The organism is Paraburkholderia sprentiae WSM5005, from assembly GCF_001865575.2.
Taxonomy (GTDB): Bacteria; Pseudomonadota; Gammaproteobacteria; order Burkholderiales; family Burkholderiaceae; genus Paraburkholderia; species Paraburkholderia sprentiae.
The window spans coordinates 839,726-857,097 of the sequence record NZ_CP017562.2 but is presented as its reverse complement, the minus strand read 5'-3'; the positions used below and the strand labels follow the sequence as shown (position 1 = coordinate 857,097).

Genomic DNA, 17,372 nt, shown 5'->3' with positions numbered 1-17,372 from the left:
CAGTGTCAGACGCGAAGGTGTTCGAAAATCGAACCTGCGGCTCCTTCGTCCTTGGCGTTACCGTGATCGATGATTTCGCCCTGCTTCAGCACGGTATAGCGGTCGGCAACCTGCAACGCGAACGGAACGTTCTGCTCGATCAGCAAGAGCGTGGTGCCATGACGCTTGCGTTCCCAGAGCAGCGCCTCGACCAGCCGCTCGATCACGGACGGCTGCAAGCCTTCCGTGATTTCGTCGAGCAGGATGATCGACGGGCGCATCATCAGCGCACGGGCCACCAGCAGCATCTTCTGTTCGCCCCCGGAGAGCGTGCCGGCGAGTTGCTTCAACCGGCTCTTGAACACCGGGAAAACCGGTTCGATCTCGGCAAAGCGTTCGTCGAACACCGAGACCTTCGCAAGGCCCAGGCGCAGGTTGTCACGAATCGTGAGATCCTGAAACAGCGCGTGTTCCTGAGGCGCGTACGCCACGCCCGACTGTGCGATCCGATGCGGCGCGAGACGCGTGATGTCCTGCCCGCGCAGGCGAACCGCGCCGCTTTTCTTGGGCAGATAACCCATGATCGTCTTGAGCAAGGTGGTCTTGCCCATGCCGTTCTTGCCCAGCAAGGCGACGGCTTCGCCGTTGGCGACGCTCATCGACAGCTTGCGAAGCACGACCGACGCCTTGTATCCGCTCGTGACGTCCTGCAGCTCCAACGCGATCGGGCTCATGAGGCCTCCTGATGTGTCGTGTTCGCGTCGGACCCTGTGCTCTGCGCAGTTCCGGCATAGATCGTCCTGACCAGCTCCGAGTTGACCACTTCATCGAAGTTGCCTTGCATCACGATACGCCCCTGATGCAGGACCACGATGCGGGTGGCAATCTCGGCAACGAAATCGAGGTCGTGTTCGACCAGCAGACAGCAGAGCCGATACCGGTGAGCCAGTGCAGCCAGCACGTTGCCGATTTGCGTGCGCTCGGTTTTGGTCAGTCCTGCTGTCGGTTCGTCGAGCAGCACGATGCGCGGCTCGAGCGCGAGCACCATGGCCAGCTCCAGCGCCTGCTGTTCGCCGTGCGAGAGATCCTTCGCCACCGCGCCCAGCTTCTGGTCGAGGCCTGTGGTCCGCACCACTTCGAGAGCATACGGAGGCAACGAAAGCGTGCCCGCCCGCCGCAACAGCGAGGGCCGTTCGATGATCGTGCCGGCGATTCGCAGGCATTCCGCCACCGTCAGGGTGTCGAAGATGTTGGCGTTCTGGAACTTGCGCCCCAGTCCGAAATGCACGCAGCGGTCCGGCGGCAATTGCCGGATATCGTTTCCACACAGCACGACCGAACCGGCAGAGCGTTCCGCTCCGTCGCTCATGCAGCGCATCAGCGTCGTCTTGCCGGCGCCGTTCGGACCGATCAGACCAACGAGCTCGCCCGGGTTGGCGTTCAGGTCGATGCTCTGCAACACCTTGAGACTGCCGAAATTCCTCGCGACACCCTCCATCTGCAGCGCGGGTTCCGCGAGAGCCTGGACGTGCTCCGCCCGCACTTCCCGCTCTACCAGTTCGGGTTCGCCGTCCTTGCCCGCGAGATGGCGCAATGGCTTGAGCAGTAACGGCACCATACCCTGCGGCAACAGTACGATCACGGCCACAAACGCGGCGCCGAGGATCAGTTGCCACGCAAATGGCATGATGCCGCTGAGATAGGACGTCCCGACGTTAATCAGAAGCGCGCCGATGACCGGCCCCCACAGGGTTCCACGACCGCCCAGCGCGACCCAGATAATCAGTTGGGTACCGAGAACAAAGCCGGTCAGTTCGGGCGCGACGACCCCGCTGAAGGCGCCGTAGCCGAAACCGGCGAGGCCGGCGACGATCGCGGTCGCCACCAGCAGGACGATCTTGACCAGCGACGTATTGATGCCGAGGTAAGAGCAGCGCGACTCGTTGTCGCGAATCGCCGCCAGCACCCGGCCGCCGTCGCTGCGCACGAACAGCCAGGCCAGCGTTGCAATGATCAGCAAGGCGCCGCCGGCGATCCGGTACCACGCATCGAGAGACAGATCGAACGTCTCGTAGCCGGTCAGTCCTGAACTCGAGCCGGTCCATTCGCCACCGGACAGCAGGAGCTGACTGAGTACGATCGGCAGTACAAGGGACATCACCGTTGCGAAAAACGGCGAGGCGCCCCGATAGAAAGACAGCCAGCCCAGCAGCGCCGCGACCGCGGCCGTCGCTGCAATCGCCGCGCCTAACGCCAGCACCACATAGGCGGCCGAGAAACCGCCGTGCGTGAAGACGAGGGCCGCCGCGTACGCGCCAATGCCGAAGAAGGCCGATTGACCGAACGTCAGATAGCCGGTGTAGCCCCAGAGGATATCCACCGTCACCGCAACGATCGAAAAGAAGAATGCCTGGATCAGGACATTCAGCAGATACGTGCCGAACAGGAACGGACCGAACGCCAGCAGCAGAACGGCGAACCCGCCGATCATGAGCAAGCCGCGTCGAGACGACAGCTTGCGCCGGCTGGACACCTGCCCGCTGCCCCGCGAGGCATCGCCGATGCCGGCACGGCCTGGTGAAGCGCCGACTTTAGCCATGTGAGAACCCCTTCGGACGAATCCGCAGCGTGAGCGCAGCCAGTACGGCGATGGTCAGGCCACCCAGCACCGGACTGACGAACGTGCTGACCAGCACCTGGCAAGCGCCGAATACGAGGCAGGTGACGAGCAGGCTGACCATCGAGTAACCCGACACCATCACCAGCATGAAGGCGCTCACCAGCCAGACCAATCCCATGTCCGGATCGACGCTCGACAACGGCGTAATAAGCGTGCCGGCCAGCGAACCCAAAGCAGCACCGAGGCTGAACGTGATAAAGCGTATGCGGCCGGAGTGAATGCCGAGCCCGCGAGCCAGATCCTCGTTCATGATCACGGCACGGGTCTTGACGCCGAAGCGCGTGCCCGTGAGCAACGCGGTCATGAGGGCGCACAAACCGAGCGCGATCGGGATCAACAACAGGCGGTAAGCCGAATACTCGGTCCCCGCGATGGAAAAGGCGCCTTTCAGCGGCGTTTCCACGAACTGGACCTCGCGGCCAAAGGCCATGACGATCAGCTGCCCGATCACGATGCCGAGGCCCCAGGTGGCGAGGATCGCGTCAAGCGGGCGCTTGTAGAGCGGGCGCACGATCACCTGCTCGACGAGCATGCCGACCACGGTGCCGACCACGATCGCCAGCGGCAGGCTGATCCATGGGTTGAGCTTCAACTGGGTGACCACGAAGCTCGCATACGCGCCCATCGTCAGCAAGGCGCCGTGAGCGAAATTGACGATTTGCATCACACCGAAAATCACCATCAATCCGGCGGTCACGATGAACAGCACGGCCGCCGTTGTAAAAATATCCAATGCCAGAACCATTGTCTTCTCCAGTCACCTCCGCCTGCTCGCCGGCGAGGCCCGGCGCTCAGGTGGATGCTGCATTCCTCGGCAAGCTACTTGATGTTCGGGCACTGTGCACCCGGGTCGACATCCGGAAAGGACTGCAGGATCTTGACCGAACCGTCCGCCTGAATCTGGCCCAGACGCATGGCGAGCGGCGTATGCCGGCTCTTGTCCATCGACACCGGACCGCGCGGCCCATCGAACGACACCTGATCCAGCGCCCGGATCACCTTGGCGGGATCGGTGGAGCCTGCTTTCTCGGCGGCCGCCTTGTACAGGAAGAACGCTTCGTATTGCGGCTCCGACAACTCGTTCGGCGTCTTCATGCCCTTCCCAAAGCGCTTGTCCATGGCAGCCAGGAATTTTTCGTTCTCCGGTGAGCCGATACTCGTCAGATAGGAGCCCGACATATAGATGCCCGTCGCGACGTCGCCCATACTGTGGGCGGTACCTTCGTCAATCGCCAGGTTGCCGTACGGCAGTGTCAGCCCCGAACCCTTCAACTGCTTGGCGAGCGCCACGTTGGGAGCGCCGCCCGCCGTCGCGCTGATCAACGCATCGGGATGCTCCGAGCGGATCTTGGACAGAATCGGCGTCCAGTCGGTGCCGTCGATCGGCAGGTACTCCTCGCCCACCACCTTGCCGCCGTGCTGCTCGATATACTTTTTGGTGAAATCGAGCATGCCGCGGCCGAACGCGTAATCGTTGCCGACCAGATAGAACGTCTTGGCACCCTTGCTCTTCTCAAAGTAGTCGACCACCGGCGCCACCTGCTGCTCCGGTACCCAGCCGTTCACGTACATCCACGGGCTGCACGAGCGGCCTTCGTAAAACGACGTGTAGATAAACGGCTTCTTGCCGCGCGCCACGATGGGAAGCGCCGCGTTGCGGGCCGCGCTGGTTTCCATCGAGATGATCGCGTCGACATTCTTCTGAAACACCAGCGTGTCGTACGCCTTCTGTGCGCCGACCGCGCCGGACGCGTCGTCGGTGATTTCGAGTTCCACCTGGCGGCCGAGGATGCCGCCGGAGGCGTTGATCTGTTCGACGGCGAGCTGCGAGGACTGAACCACCGCCGGCGCGACAACGCTATTGGCGCCCGACAACCCGACCGCCACGCCGATCTTGATGGGGTCGGCGGCCAGCACGTCGGCACAGGCGCCAACGCCGACAATGGCCGCGATGGCGGCGGCAAGCAATGATTTGTTGAACTGGGTCATGGGATTTCCTTTAGTGGTCGTGTGGTTTTTCGAGGAACATGCGGGCGCCGGCCAATTTCTCATGAGTGAGCGGACGGCCAGCCGGTGCCCAGCATTGGGTCGTACACGTCGGCACGGCGGTCCCGCAGCACGTGATTGAAGTCGTTGAGCGTGCGTTCGGCGCGTATGCGCTGCAAATCGATCGCGGCATAAAGGACTTCTTCGCGGTCGGCGCTGGCTGGCCCTGCGACGGGCCACCCGCTGCCTCCTACAATCAGGCTCTGGCCGACGAACGGTTGACCCCGCTCGTTGCCGATCCGGTTCGCGCACGCGATCACCAGACCGTTGCTGTGCGCGGCGGCCATCGTCAAGGTCGTGGCCATGGCAGGACGATCGGCCGGCTGCCCCGCCATCGGCACCCAGTTCGTCGGTACGCAAACGATGTCCGCCCCTTGCATCGCCGCCAGTCGAAACGTTTCAGGAAACCATCCGTCGTAGCAGATAACAATGGCGATTCGTCCCACGGGCGTGTCGAAAACCGGAACGCCACGGTCGCCCGGCTCGAAGAACAGATGTTCGTTGTTCCAGAGATGCAGCTTGCGGTAGGTGCCAATGTGACCCGAGGGCCCGGTGAGGATGGCCGAGTTGTACAGGCGCCTGCCTGCCCGCTCGGCGATGCCGGCGACAAGATGAATGCCGAGGCGCTGGGCCGTTGCGGCGAATATCTGTGCGGTTTCTCCGTCCGGCAGCGCTTCTGCCAGCGAGAAAGCCTCGTCGCGGTCCTTGAAGACATAACCGGAGTTCGCCAACTCGGGCAGGACCACCAGCGACGCGCCTTCGCTTGCGGCGGTTTCAATGTACCGGAGCGCGCGCGCCACGTTATCGCGCTTCGCGCCGACCTGTGGCTGCATCTGAATGCAGGCGATGACGGGGCTTTCGAGGCCGCGTTCTGCAGTGCCGTGCTGCACCATTGCTTTTCGTCTCCCAAAACAAAAAGCCCCCTCACCAGCGTTGGACGCAAGTTAGGGGGCTACATAGCCTTCCATATGTGGCACGGCATCGTTGCCGTGGAGCCGCCGGACAACTCGGCGGCTCAGTGGACGCGAATTTAAGAAACCAAATTCACGGTGTCAAGAGATTTAGCGAAGACCCTGGTTAGGAGCGCCGCCAGGGCAAGGGGCGGCAAGCTACGGTTTCAGGGCCGTCAAGCACAGAGCCATCGCGTTCCCGGGCGCCTGGCTTCGCGCGTCTTGCCCTTGCTTCGCGAAATCGGCAAAAACGCGGCGTAGCGGATTCTATTCTCGTGTCATCAAACTGACCCGACCCGCGAGGATAGCAATGGTACACGTCACAACCGACAACAGCATTTCCGCAGCAGAGCACTCCCAAGGCGACCCTTCGACCACGGAAGGCCGTGAAGCAACGAATCGCGGTGCTACGCCGCGCTCCACGTCGATGCCGACCCCAAGCAGGCAGATGCCCGCGCCACGCGCGAACACCACGGGGAGCACGACGCAGGCCGAAAGAACGCGGTGCCGCTGGAGGTTCTCACGGAAATGTACCGGCAGATCCCGCGTGTGATGACGACGTTAATCCCCGCTTTCCATGCGATGCAGAAAGGGCACCTCATGGATCAAAAAGACGTGGTTCTCAACGACGTCTACGCCGATGCCGCGACTTTCGCGTTCGCCGACCTGATTCCCGCCGTCGCGACGGCAATCCACGAAACCGTATTCAAGAATCATGCGGACGCCGGCAAGGGTCTCGAGGCGCCGTCGCATGGCGAACTGATCGCGCATCAGCCCATCCCACCCTTGAGCACCGTCTGAGCGACCATGAAGAAGGCTGGTTCAAGTCGATCGGCGAAGCCGGTGTTTCGATGGCCGAAGGACTCGGTCAACTCTGGACCTCACGAGATCGCCTGCCGCGGACCTTGCTCGTGCCGGCCAACACCGGATCGCTGATTTCCGTCGCCCTCGTCGTGACGGCGTTCACGATCGACAAGTTCAGGAATCCGATCTCCCGGAAGGGAAGATCGATCCGAAACTCGCGGCGGCCGTTCCGTTGCCGCTTGCGTATATGGAAGTGCTCGCCACGCTCGCGTTCGGCAAGCTGCTCGAGGTCTGCGACAACGTTCTCACGAAAAGCACGCAGTTTGCTCAGATATGTCGAGGGCATCGTCGACCTCAATCCCGAGATATCGAACGGTGCTTTCCAATCTATCTGTGACCAAGCAGGAGTTGAACGGCTCTAAGGTTCTTCGTCCGCTAGTAGATCAAGGTGGCCTTCGTCCGGCGCATCGTGTGCGTGCCGTAAGCGGTCGGATCAAGACCGATTGCAGCGCCCCACTGATGAACCATCCTGGCGCATTGTCGCGTCGTGCGGCGAGCGAGAAGCCGACTCGGGAATAGGTATTGATCGCACCTCCGCTCGGCTTTCTCAATCCATGCAGCAACGGCAGTGCGAGCTGGCTGCGTGACCTCAAACTGCACCGGCCGTTTAGTCTTGCTCTGCATTATCATCGCACGCGGCAGTATCTGATTGCCGTGAGTCACGCCGCGGATATGCAGGTTGACCAGATCTCAACCGCGCAGCTTACTATTCCCTGCAGAACTCTCGGGCCAGCATCCGAATCAATCGAGCATCGGCGCCGCCTTCTGGCGACCCGCGCCAATCTCGTATGCGTAGGCACATCCGAGCAGCGCCGCCTCGTCCCACTGCCGACCGACGAAGATCAGCCCGAACGGAGACCCCGACTCGTAATAGCCCGCTGGCACCGCAATGCCAGGCAATCCCGCGATATTGATTTCGCCGACCGTCGTCTCCTGAATGATGTCCTTGCCGTGAAGCGGAGGAAGCTCGCATCGCATCTGTGGAAAGACGAGCGCATCGAGTCGGTGCGTGCTCATCACCGTATCGAAGATCCTCATATAACGCGCCTTCAGGTCGACGAACTCCGGCATCTCCGGCGGCAACGAAGGGTCGGCCAACGCAGCCCGGAAGTCGGCGAGACTAGGCAAATAGCGCAGTACGCCATTGGGCCCGAACACATTGTCGTCTTTAGTCGCTTCGGCGAATTCCGCGAACGTTTTGAGCGGCGCATGCTTGCCGAGCCGCTGCAGATATTTCTCGAGATCGTACGGAATGGATTCGAGTCCACGCGCATCGAAGTGTTCCAGCGGCGGCGTCGGCTTTCTTAGATCGGCGAAACCAGAGCCTTCGAACGGATCGTCGACCAGGACCGCGCCCAGACCGGCCAACTCTTGCTTGACCCGCGCATACAGCACGGTTGCTTCATCGGAGAGCGGCTGCGCGCGCCATCCCGGCCCATATAAACCGATACGCTTGCCGTTCAACGCATCCGGTGACAGCGCCGACGTATAACCGCCTTCCGGCTGCCGGCCGACGCTCGCGAGCGTCTTCGGGTCCTCGCTCGAATAGCCTGCGAGCACGTCGAGGCAGAGCGCCGCATCGCGTACGTTGCGGGCAATCGGTCCCACTACATCGCGATTACCCGACAGCGGCACGACGCCCGCATTCGGCACCAGTCCGATAGTCGGCTTGATGCCGACGAGGCCCTGCGCGGAGGCTGGGTTCTGGATCGAGCCGCCGGTTTCTTCGGCGAGTCCGAGCACCGCCATGCCCGATGCAACCGCCGACGCCGTTCCCGCGCTGCTGCCTCCCGGCACGCGGTCGGGCATCGGCACGTTGATGGTCGGCCCAGCCCAGCTATCGTTCGCGTGCGATCCGGTGTGGCTCAGGATGGGCACGTTGGTCTTGCCGAGCAGGATCGCGCCCGCGCGCCGCATGCGCGCGACGACCGGGGCATCGCGCTCGGGCATCAGGTCGACGCCGCCCTTCTTGCTGTAAAGCTTCGCCCATCCCGCCGTGGTCGGAAAACCGACCATATCCATGGGATCCTTGATGACCACCGGCACGCCCGCGAGCGGCCCGAGCGCTTCACCGGCTGCGCGCCGTTCGTCGATCTTCCGCGCATCGCCGATCGCGTCCGAGTTCAGAAAGATCAGCGCGTTGAATTTTGCGTTGTCGCGCTCGATCCTGTCGAAGCAGGCGCGCGCCAGTTGCTCAGCCGTAAATGTCCCAGCTCGAAAACCCGCCTGCACGGCTTCGACCGTGAGCGTATCCAGATCGATGTCCATCGCACTGCCTTGTTCCATTCGATGCTCCTGTTGAGTTATCGGTACCTCAAAGCGCTCAAAGCTGGATGCCACGCGTGAGCGCGCCATCGACGACGAAGTTCGCCCCACTCACGAAGCTCGCCGCCGGACTCGCGATGAACGCCACTGCGTTGGTGATTTCCTGCGGCCGGCCCATGCGTCCGCTCGGCTTCAACGCAAGCGCACGCTCGAACAGCGCCGCGTCTTAATACTCGATCCAGTCCCACACGCCGCCTTCGAACTACACATTGCCGGGCGATACCGTATTCGCGCGGATGCCCTTCGATGCGAGCTGATTCGCCAGCCCCTGCATGTAGTGAACGAGGGCGGCCTTGAAGACCCGGACGGACCCGGGGCAAAATCGATCTCGCGTCCCGACACGCTCCATATCGCGACGATCGAAGCGGCCCGGCTCACCTCGCGAAACGCCATGGCGGCATCGACGAGATTGACCATGCCGAGCAGATCCGTCTCGAACTCCTTGCGCCACGACTGGATGTCGTTGCCGATCGTGAGCGCGCTCACATTGGCCACGACGATATCGATCCCGACCCATTGCGCACCGACGCCCCCGACCCAAGCCTTGAGCGCATCGCCGTCCGGCACATCGACGGCCGCACCCGACGCGCGTGCGCCGCTCAGCTTGGCCAGCGCGCTCGCGGTCGATTCGACAGCGGCTTCATCGCGCGCGCAGATGGCAACGTCGGCGCCCTCCGCGGCGAATGTCCGCGCAATCGCGAGTCCGATGCCCTTCGTGCCGCCGGTCACGATCGCCTTCAGACCTTTAAGTTGCAGGTCCATTTTCGTCGCTCCTGTGCGTGTCGATCAGAAAACATAGCCTGTGCGCTCACTCTTTCTCGCGCCCTTCCCCGGATGTCATGCCGCGCGTGATCTGCAACACTTCGCCCGCTTGAATGACGGAATGGCAAATATCGTCGATGGTCACGCGCTTTTCCATCGCCTGAGCGCGCAGTATGTCGTACGCATCGCGCTCACTCACGCGATGCATGATCATTAGAATGTTTTTAGCTTCCTGCAGATGCCGGCTGTCGAGCAGCTTCTGTTCGAGCTTGGCGATACGCTGTGCATGCTGACGCGCACGCTTCGCGTGATACAGGGCCATTACCACGGTCGAAAGTAACCCCGATGCGCGGATCGGCGTCGTGATGATGCCGTCCGCTCCGAGTTTGATGGCCTGATCGATGAACGTCGGATTCTCATGGGCCACCACGCAGATGACGGGCGGCGCATCGGGTCCCGACCACTCGCCGCTCGGCGTACGCTCCTCGGGCAAGAGCGCGCGAAACACCAGATCTACGCGCTCGGGCAAGGTGTCTATCGGCGGCCAGCATTGCTCGACATAAAAGCCCATGCGCCGCAGATGGTTGGCGAGCGTTTGCCCGTCGTCGTCGTCCGGATGGAAAACGACCACGCGCGCATTGCGCTCGAGGATCGAACTGGTGAGGCTCCGCTGGCCTCTGTCCGCACGCGCGCTCACGTCAATAGTCCCGCGTGCTCAACTTCGTGACCCAGTCCCCGAGCGTCTGGCGCGTCATGTACGGATCGGGACCGACAGCGAACTTCGACTCGCGCAGGATGGTGAACTGGCCGTCCGCGTTTGCCCGGCCGATGCGCGGATAAAGCGCCATATGATGATTCACGGGATCGATGCGCACGCGGCCTTGCGGCGCGGTGAATTCCGAACCGAGCAAATGCGGCATGATTGTCGCGAGTTCGTCCGAGCCTGCGCGGGCGAACGCTTCCGCGAACATGTGCATCTGATAATACGCAGCCTCCCAGTTCATGTCGGTCGGCGTGTCGGCCTCATAAAGCGCCTGATGATGCGCGACCGCGCGATGGTTTTCTTCCGTGTCAATGCTTTGGAAATAAGGCGCGGCCGTGATGTGGCCCGTCGCGATGCCGCGCTCCATCGCACGAATCTCAGTCTCGGAGGTATTGAGACTGCCGATGGGCATTCTGGCAGGATCGAAGTCCGCGTGCGCGTAGGCATCGTAGAGATAAGGCACGGTATCGCCGATCACCGTGCAGAAAATCCAGTCCGGCGACTTGCGCCTGATGTCCGCGATGACCTGCGCGAACTGATCGCGCGGCGCGTCGAGCGGCAGATAGCGCTCGCCGAGAATCGCGCCTTCGGGATGCTGGAGCAGCAGTTCCTGCATCGTACGATTGCACTCGTACGGATAGACGTAGCTCGACCCGACGAAGTAGACCCGCGCGCCGAAGGTCTCCGTCATGAAGTCCGCGAGTTGCACGCCGTTCTGATTGGGCGACGCGCCGCTATAGATGATGTTGTCGGAGTACTCGAAGCCCTCGTACATCTGCGAGTAGATCAGCAGCCGGTTGTGCTTTTCGACGACAGGCAGCATCGCCTTGCGGCTGGTCGACGTATAGCCGCCGAAGATCGTGTTGACGCCGTCCTTCACGATCAACCGCTCGGCCAGCTCGCGAAACGAGGCCGGGTCGGAGCCGGGATCGTAATGAAGGGCGACGAGTTCGCGTCCGCCGATACCGCCGCGCGCATTGATCTCCTCGACGGCGAGGCACGCTCCGCGCCATTGAGACTGCTCGATCAACGCGGTCGAACCGCTCGTCGAGCACAGCAAGCCCACTCGGATTGGATCGGACAAAGCCATTTCGTGACACGCTCTTTAATGCGCGCGGAGCGGCGCCCCGCGCTGAGGTCTTCGGTGCTTCGATTCGTCTGACGATGTTCTACTTGAGGTAGTGCTTGGCGACCATCGCGCCAACCGTATATTTTGGGTCGACGAAATTGCCGAGGCGAACCTTGCCGACCTGGCTCAGCATCATGTACGCGTCCCACTTGTCGAAGCCGTACTCGGCCGCCATCCACAACACGAGTTCGCGATAGGCGATCCGCGTCGCGTCCTCCAGCGGGCGTGCGCTGCCGATGCTCATGAGCGCGTCCTCATTCTCCAGCCGCGGCCAGGCGATCTGCCAGTTCTTGATCAGATCGAGGCGCACGGTCGTCGTGCTCTGATACTCCACGGCCGTGCCGCACACTTCACCGTCGCCCTGACAGGCATGCGCATCGCCGATAAACAGGCGCCCGCCCGGCGAGCGGACCGGCAAATAGGTTATGCTGCCCGGCCCCATGTCCGGCACATCCATGTTGCCGCCGTGATTGTCGGGCGTGAGGGAATTGATCGAATCGATTTCGGGCGATAGGCTCAGCGTGCCGATATGTGGCTTGTACGGCAGCGTATTGCGTTTGCTCCAGTACACGTTCTCTTCGTCGATCTTGATCTTGCGTACGACTTCCGGCAACGGCTCGTTGAGCAATGCAGTGTAGTCGGTGCCCGTCAATGCGCCGAAGTTCGGTATCATGCAACAGAAGCCGTGCGGATCCTCGCCGCGCGGCGCCATCTTCTCGATGTACACCGCCACCACGTCGCCCTTTTCTGCACCCTCGATCATGATCGGTCCGTTCTGCGGATTGAGAAACGGCACTTGCAGCACCTGCGACGGCTTGTCGGTTTCCTCCTTGATCTTGCCCTCGAACGCATCGCGCGTTTCCACCACCACGCGATCGCCGGGTTTGACGTGCAGCACCGGCTGCGAATACGGCCCGATGGTGTAGTGATACGTCTGCTGCATCTCTTCGGTGAGATGGTGCTCCACCGGTTCCCGATCCGCGCCGACACCGCGCTTCATCATGATCGATTCTTCAAGCCATTTCATGTTCCGCTCTCCGTCACAGTGCCAGGTACTGGCGAATCAATTGCTCGTCCCCGAGTTGCGCAGGGCTCAATACATCGACGATACGGCCCTTGTCCATCACGCAGCAGCGTGTCGCGATCCGTTCGACCATGCCCATGTCCTGCTCGACGAGCACCACGCCGATGCCCGTCTCGCGCGCGATCTGCTGCAACGTCTCGCCGATCAGATCGACGATCGACGGCTGAATGCCTTCCGACGGTTCATCGAGTAGCAGCACCTTGGGCGCGCTGATGAGCGCGCGCGCAATCGCGAGTTGCTGCTGTTCGCCGCCGCTCATGGTTCCCGCTTTCTGCGTGTAGCGCTTCTTCAGGATGGGAAAGTAGCCGACGACTTTCTCTTTCATCTGCGCGGCCTGCGCGCGATTCGCCTGTGCGCCGACCTGAAGGTTCTCGGCGACCGTCAGCGCGCCGAAAATCTCGCGGCCCTGCGGCACGTATCCCATGCCTTTCTGCGCGCGAACGTACGGTCTCTCGTGGCCGATCGCAGCGCCGTCGAGTTTGATTTCACCAGCATCGAGCCTGATCAGTCCGATGAGCGCGCGCATCAGCGTCGTCTTGCCGACTCCGTTGCGGCCGATCAGCGCCAGCACCTCGCCGCGCTCGATACCGATCGACACCCCGTTGAGCACGCGGCCGCCACCGTATCCCGCTTCTACGCCTGACACTTCGAGCAACGCGCTCATTTCTTTTTTCCCAAGTAGACCTCGGCGACATCGTCGCGGGCGAGGATTTCGTCGAGCGGGCCGTCCGCGAGAACACTCCCCCCGTGCAGCACCGTCACGCGCGAGGCGATCTGCTTGACGAACGTCATGTCGTGCTCGACGACCATCATCGTGAGACCGTCCGCTGACAGACGCTTGATGAGCTCACCCGTCGCGTGCGTTTCCTCGACCGACATGCCGGCCACGGGTTCATCGAGAAACAGCAGTTTGGGTCGCAAGGAGACGGCCATCGCGATCTCGAGCCATTGCTTCTTGCCGTGCGACAGATTGCGCGCGAGCACGCCATCCTCGCTCTCCAGCATGAAGCGCTGTAGCAGTTCGCCGAGGCTCTCGGGGCGGTCGTCTTTCGCGCGATGTAGCGACAGTTGCAGATGCTGGCGCACGCTCAGGTCCGGAAACACGCCGGGAATCTGGAACTTGATGCTCATGCCCATGCGGATGCGCTCGTGAGGCAGCACATGGCTCATGTCCTGGCCGAGAAACATCACACTGCCTTCCGAGGGGCGATGCTCGCCCGTGATGAGCTTGAAGAACGTGCTCTTGCCCGCGCCGTTCGGCCCGATCACGCAGCGAATCTCACCCGCGTCGATGCTGAAGTCGATGCCGTTGATAACGTGGGCGCCGCCGAAATGCTTCGTGAGTCCGCGCGTTTCCAGCAGCGTGGTCATGACTTGCCCTCCTCTCGTTTGAGACCTGCGCCAACGGCGCGCGCGCCGTCGCCCGTGCGGCTGGAGAGACGTTTCAACTGCCGCGTGACGAATGGCAGCAAGCCTTCGGGCGCGCCCAGCACGACGATCAGCAGGATCGCACCGAGCAGGATCAACGCGTACTGGCTGCCGTACACCGCGAGATTCTGCGAGAGCCAGACGAGCAGCGCGGTGCCGAGAATGGTTCCGCCGATGCTCTTCCTGCCCGAGGTCGCGACCCAAATGACCGGCATCGCGGCCGCGGTGAGGCCCATCGTCGAGGGGGTGATATATGAACCCCAGATTGTGTAAAGCGCCCCCGACAATCCGCCCAGCGTGCAACCCAGCACGAACACGAGTAGCTGATGACGACGGATGTCGACGCCGAGCATCTCGGCGCGTTGCGGGTTCTCGCGGATCGCGATGAGCGTGAGGCCGAAGGTGCCATCGAGCAGCCTGCGCATCACGACATAGACCACGATCAGCAGGATCACCACGAGGTAATAGAAGCTCACGTTTTCCAGCGTGAGGGGTCCGTCCCGCCAAGGAATCGTGAGCGGCGCCATGCCGCCCATGCCGTTGTAGCCGTTCAGCCGCGCTTCACCGATCGCCCATTGCGGTCCCGCCGTCTGCGACATGAACGTTTCGAGCACAAGCGTCACCGAGAGCGTGACGATGCCGATGAACACGCCCTTGATGCGGCCGTAGAAAATCATATAGCCGATCAGCGTGGCGACCACGACGCTCACCACCAGGCCCACGCCGAGACCGAGCCAGGACTCGAACCACATGTCGCCGTAATTCAGAGTGAAGATGCCGTAGCTATAGCCCGACAGTCCGAAGAACGCGGTCTGTCCGAACGACAGGATGCCGCCGTAGCCCCACATTGCCGCGAGGCCGACCGCGCTGAATGCCCACAGCAGGCAGTATGCGAGGTTGCCACTGGTGTTCGCATCGACGATGAGCGGCAGGCACAGCGCCACGAGCCAGGGCATCGCACGCAGCGCGCGTGTCGAGGCGCTGGTGTGGGACGTCTTTGAAGGCATTTTCGCTTGCTTCACGTCTGCCTCCTAGCGCAAGCGGGTGAAGAGATTACCGAGGCCCTGCGGCATCAGCCGAATCACGACGATGACCGTCAGGAGCAGCCCGATCTGCCCGAACAACTGGCCGTAAGATGCCGTGAGCGCCGTCTGGATGATGGCGAGCACGCCAGCGGCCGGCGTCGTTCCCGCAATCACGTTCGCACCACCGACGACCACCGAAACGAACGCCTGCACGATAAAGTTGCTGCCCATCGTCGGGACCGCCGTCATGGTCGGTGCGTAGAGCCCACCTGTGAGACCTGCCAGCCCCGCGCCGAGCGCGAAGGTCAACGTATAGAGCCGGTCCGTGCGCAGCCCGAGGCATTGCGCAATATTCGGGTTCTGGATCGTCGCGCGCGCACAGACGCCGTAGTTCGTCTTGAAGAACAGAAGGTAGAGGCCGAAAAGGATCGCCAGCGCGATGAGTGGCAGCACGGCGCGATAAGTCGAGAACGAATAATCGCCGAGCGAGAACGACCCGAACGGCGTGCCGATGCCTTCGATGGACGGTCCGGCGACGAGCAGCATCGTCTGCTGCACGATGAGGCTGATCGCCCATGTCGCCACGACAGAATCGAACACGCGGTCGTAAAGATGACGAATTACGAGTCTTTCGACGATCACGCCTGCGAGCGCCGCCGCGATCGCGCCGAGCAGCATCGCGAGCGGCAGCGGCACGCCGCGTTTGGCCGCGATGATTGTGACATACGCCCCGCACATGATGAACTCGCCATGCGCGAGATTGATGACGCCCATCATGCCGAAGATCACCGCGAGCCCGAGCGCCGCGAGCACCAGATAGGCGAAGTTGTCGCCGAACTGATAAACGAGCGAATAGAGAACCGATAAGGTGGCCATGCGCGCTCCACGTTCAGGAGGCCGGCGCGCGTGCGTGCTGTGTGTATCGAACGCGCGCCGGCTTCGGATCAGGACTTCTTGGGCAGATTCGACGGCGTGTACTGACGATGGTCCGGCTTGTTCGGCAGATCGCAACCGACCTTGCCGAGCCAATACGGCTGCACGTCGTTCCAGACCTTTGGAATCTCGACGGAGTGGTCCTCCTTCACGTGCACGAGATAGATGGTGTGGCTCGCGTGGTGGCTCTTCGGATCGATACAGACCTTGCCTTGCTCACCTGTCGTGCAGATGTCGCCGCTTTCCAGCGCCTTGCGCACCGCATCCTGATTCGTCGACTTGGCCTTTTCCGCCGCGGCCTTGTAGAGATAGATGGCGTCGTAGGCGTTCGCCGCTTCCTGATTGATATACGGCTCGTTGGGGAACTTGGCATGGAAGCGCTTCTTGAAGTCGTTGCTCGCGGGCGAATCGACTTCTTCGACGTAGTTTGCCGTAACGTACATGTCCTTGAGCGCAGGCGGTTTGAAGCGCTTGTGCTCATACGCCTGACCGACGTTGACCGAACTCGCCATCGGCAGGTTCAGATGCGCCGATGCCTGTTGCTCGTAATACGACGCCTGATTCGCGCCGACCAGCAGCGTGACCACGAAGTCAGGCTTCGCCTTCTGGATGTTCTGGATCGTCTGGCCGAACTGCGATACGGAAAGCGGAATGAACTCCTCACCCGCCATCGTGCCGCCGTTCTCCTTCACGATGTTGCGCACCCACTCCGCCGAGATCTGCCCGAAGTTATAGTCGGCGGCGATGGTGTACACCTTCTTGCCGTATTTCTGCATCATCCACGGAATCAGCGTCGAGAACTGCTGCTCGGGCACCGCGCCGGTCACGAAGGTGTTCGTATCGCAGACGCCGCCTTCATACTGATTGTCATACCAGTAGAGCTGATGCGCGCGGTCCATGATCGGCCGGATAGCTTCGCGCGAGGCGCTGGAGAACGCGCCGAAAATCACGTCGGGCTTGTCGATCTGGACGAGATGCCGCGCGAGTTCCTGAAACTTGGTGTTGTCCGACTGCGTATCGTAGGCGATCAGCGTCACCGGGCGTCCGAGGATGCCCCCCTTCGCGTTGATCTCATCGACCGCGAGCTGGGTGGCGTGGATCTTCGGAATCGTTGCCAGCGCGAAATTTCCCGAAGCATCCTCCAGCAAGCCGATTTTCACGGGATCGGCGGCGCTCGCGGCGAGCGAGGTCAGTGCAAGTCCTGCGGTGAGGGCGAGACGCATCCAGCCCGACGGCTTCAGCAACATGCGGGTTCTCCAGAAGTAGAAGTGAGCGCTAGAACAACAGGGGAAATTCGGAGAAAAAAAAACCCCTGGCGAACCATTGGTTCGCCAGGGGGCTTCTGTGCCGGGTCCTCGGGCGGACGTCTTTGTCGGGCCTCAAGGTATGGCCCAAGTCTAAGTC

At 62.1% G+C, this 17,372-nt stretch carries 16 protein-coding genes and 2 pseudogenes; 1 reads left to right on the top strand and 17 read right to left on the bottom strand.

The features are described 5' to 3' along the window. Nucleotides 1-5 precede the first annotated feature (5 nt). From BJG93_RS20670 to BJG93_RS20650, 5 genes are all read right to left on the bottom strand, one after another. Nucleotides 6-713, bottom strand: coding sequence for a branched-chain amino acid ABC transporter ATP-binding protein (locus BJG93_RS20670; protein ID WP_027196120.1), 708 nt, complete (start codon nucleotides 711-713; stop codon nucleotides 6-8). Further along, nucleotides 710-2,578, bottom strand: coding sequence for an ABC transporter permease subunit (locus tag BJG93_RS20665; protein ID WP_027196119.1), 1,869 nt, complete (start codon nucleotides 2,576-2,578; stop codon nucleotides 710-712). Before BJG93_RS20665 ends, BJG93_RS20670 begins: the two co-directional genes overlap by 4 nt. Beyond that, nucleotides 2,571-3,404 (bottom strand): branched-chain amino acid ABC transporter permease, encoded by an 834-nt coding sequence (locus BJG93_RS20660; RefSeq protein ID WP_027196118.1) that lies wholly within the window; start codon nucleotides 3,402-3,404, stop codon nucleotides 2,571-2,573. Before BJG93_RS20660 ends, BJG93_RS20665 begins: the two co-directional genes overlap by 8 nt. Before the next feature lie 74 nt (nucleotides 3,405-3,478). Beyond that, nucleotides 3,479-4,648, bottom strand: a complete 1,170-nt coding sequence (locus BJG93_RS20655; protein WP_027196117.1) for a substrate-binding protein — start codon at nucleotides 4,646-4,648, stop codon at nucleotides 3,479-3,481. A gap of 59 nt (nucleotides 4,649-4,707) precedes the next feature. Further along, entirely contained in the window at nucleotides 4,708-5,598 is an 891-nt protein-coding gene (locus tag BJG93_RS20650; RefSeq protein ID WP_027196116.1) for a nitrilase family protein, read from the bottom strand. 657 nt (nucleotides 5,599-6,255) lie between these two features. Between BJG93_RS20650 and BJG93_RS20645 the strand changes: the two genes are divergently transcribed. Then, nucleotides 6,256-6,456, top strand: a complete 201-nt coding sequence (locus BJG93_RS20645) for a hypothetical protein (RefSeq protein ID WP_071336635.1) — start codon at nucleotides 6,256-6,258, stop codon at nucleotides 6,454-6,456. A 67-nt stretch (nucleotides 6,457-6,523) separates the two neighbouring features. On the opposite strand, the gene BJG93_RS20640 is transcribed toward BJG93_RS20645, so the two are convergent. The 12 genes and pseudogenes from BJG93_RS20640 to BJG93_RS20580 form a co-directional block, all read right to left on the bottom strand. Beyond that, nucleotides 6,524-6,805, bottom strand: a complete 282-nt coding sequence (locus BJG93_RS20640) for a hypothetical protein (RefSeq protein WP_027196114.1) — start codon at nucleotides 6,803-6,805, stop codon at nucleotides 6,524-6,526. Then, nucleotides 6,765-7,230 (bottom strand): annotated as a pseudogene (locus tag BJG93_RS20635) (tyrosine-type recombinase/integrase); the annotation flags it as partial. The gene BJG93_RS20640 and the pseudogene BJG93_RS20635, both read right to left, overlap by 41 nt. A gap of 30 nt (nucleotides 7,231-7,260) precedes the next feature. Continuing rightward, a complete protein-coding gene (locus BJG93_RS20630; protein WP_027196113.1) occupies nucleotides 7,261-8,805 on the bottom strand; it encodes an amidase in 1,545 nt (514 codons plus the stop codon). Nucleotides 8,806-8,842: 37 nt separating this feature from the next. Next, nucleotides 8,843-9,606, bottom strand: a pseudogene (locus BJG93_RS20620) (SDR family NAD(P)-dependent oxidoreductase). 46 nt (nucleotides 9,607-9,652) lie between these two features. Continuing rightward, the gene (locus BJG93_RS20615) at nucleotides 9,653-10,303 is read right to left on the bottom strand and encodes an ANTAR domain-containing response regulator (RefSeq protein ID WP_018421044.1); all 651 of its coding nucleotides are present in this window, start codon (nucleotides 10,301-10,303) and stop codon (nucleotides 9,653-9,655) included. Between the two features lies 1 nt (nucleotide 10,304). Then, nucleotides 10,305-11,459, bottom strand: coding sequence for a transporter substrate-binding domain-containing protein (locus BJG93_RS20610; RefSeq protein ID WP_027196112.1), 1,155 nt, complete (start codon nucleotides 11,457-11,459; stop codon nucleotides 10,305-10,307). A gap of 79 nt (nucleotides 11,460-11,538) precedes the next feature. Then, a complete protein-coding gene (locus BJG93_RS20605; RefSeq protein ID WP_018421042.1) occupies nucleotides 11,539-12,525 on the bottom strand; it encodes an acetamidase/formamidase family protein in 987 nt (328 codons plus the stop codon). 13 nt (nucleotides 12,526-12,538) lie between these two features. Continuing rightward, the gene (locus BJG93_RS20600) at nucleotides 12,539-13,246 is read right to left on the bottom strand and encodes an ABC transporter ATP-binding protein (protein ID WP_027196111.1); all 708 of its coding nucleotides are present in this window, start codon (nucleotides 13,244-13,246) and stop codon (nucleotides 12,539-12,541) included. Further along, complete coding sequence (locus BJG93_RS20595; protein WP_027196110.1) at nucleotides 13,243-13,953, bottom strand: ABC transporter ATP-binding protein; 711 nt, start codon at nucleotides 13,951-13,953, stop codon at nucleotides 13,243-13,245. The genes BJG93_RS20600 and BJG93_RS20595 overlap by 4 nt, the downstream gene beginning before the upstream one ends. Further along, nucleotides 13,950-15,032, bottom strand: a complete 1,083-nt coding sequence (locus tag BJG93_RS20590) for an ABC transporter permease subunit (protein ID WP_027196109.1) — start codon at nucleotides 15,030-15,032, stop codon at nucleotides 13,950-13,952. Before BJG93_RS20590 ends, BJG93_RS20595 begins: the two co-directional genes overlap by 4 nt. 9 nt (nucleotides 15,033-15,041) lie before the next feature. Further along, on the bottom strand, nucleotides 15,042-15,911 hold the full coding sequence (locus tag BJG93_RS20585) for an ABC transporter permease subunit (RefSeq protein WP_027196108.1): 870 nt from the start codon (nucleotides 15,909-15,911) through the stop codon (nucleotides 15,042-15,044). A gap of 68 nt (nucleotides 15,912-15,979) precedes the next feature. Further along, nucleotides 15,980-17,215, bottom strand: coding sequence for an urea ABC transporter substrate-binding protein (locus tag BJG93_RS20580; RefSeq protein ID WP_027196107.1), 1,236 nt, complete (start codon nucleotides 17,213-17,215; stop codon nucleotides 15,980-15,982). Between the last annotated feature and the right edge of the window lie 157 nt (nucleotides 17,216-17,372).

Coding starts and splice junctions, on each gene's coding strand:
- BJG93_RS20610 (WP_027196112.1), bottom strand. CDS start 11,459: ATGGCTTTGTCCGATCCAATCCGAGTGGGCTTGCTGTGCTCGACGAGC.
- BJG93_RS20640 (WP_027196114.1), bottom strand. CDS start 6,805: ATGCCCTCGACATATCTGAGCAAACTGCGTGCTTTTCGTGAGAACGTT.
- BJG93_RS20645 (WP_071336635.1), top strand. CDS start 6,256: ATGGATCAAAAAGACGTGGTTCTCAACGACGTCTACGCCGATGCCGCG.
- BJG93_RS20650 (WP_027196116.1), bottom strand. CDS start 5,598: ATGGTGCAGCACGGCACTGCAGAACGCGGCCTCGAAAGCCCCGTCATC.
- BJG93_RS20585 (WP_027196108.1), bottom strand. CDS start 15,911: ATGGCCACCTTATCGGTTCTCTATTCGCTCGTTTATCAGTTCGGCGAC.
- BJG93_RS20665 (WP_027196119.1), bottom strand. CDS start 2,578: ATGGCTAAAGTCGGCGCTTCACCAGGCCGTGCCGGCATCGGCGATGCC.
- BJG93_RS20600 (WP_027196111.1), bottom strand. CDS start 13,246: ATGAGCGCGTTGCTCGAAGTGTCAGGCGTAGAAGCGGGATACGGTGGC.
- BJG93_RS20660 (WP_027196118.1), bottom strand. CDS start 3,404: ATGGTTCTGGCATTGGATATTTTTACAACGGCGGCCGTGCTGTTCATC.
- BJG93_RS20595 (WP_027196110.1), bottom strand. CDS start 13,953: ATGACCACGCTGCTGGAAACGCGCGGACTCACGAAGCATTTCGGCGGC.
- BJG93_RS20670 (WP_027196120.1), bottom strand. CDS start 713: ATGAGCCCGATCGCGTTGGAGCTGCAGGACGTCACGAGCGGATACAAG.
- BJG93_RS20580 (WP_027196107.1), bottom strand. CDS start 17,215: ATGTTGCTGAAGCCGTCGGGCTGGATGCGTCTCGCCCTCACCGCAGGA.
- BJG93_RS20630 (WP_027196113.1), bottom strand. CDS start 8,805: ATGGAACAAGGCAGTGCGATGGACATCGATCTGGATACGCTCACGGTC.
- BJG93_RS20605 (WP_018421042.1), bottom strand. CDS start 12,525: ATGAAATGGCTTGAAGAATCGATCATGATGAAGCGCGGTGTCGGCGCG.
- BJG93_RS20655 (WP_027196117.1), bottom strand. CDS start 4,648: ATGACCCAGTTCAACAAATCATTGCTTGCCGCCGCCATCGCGGCCATT.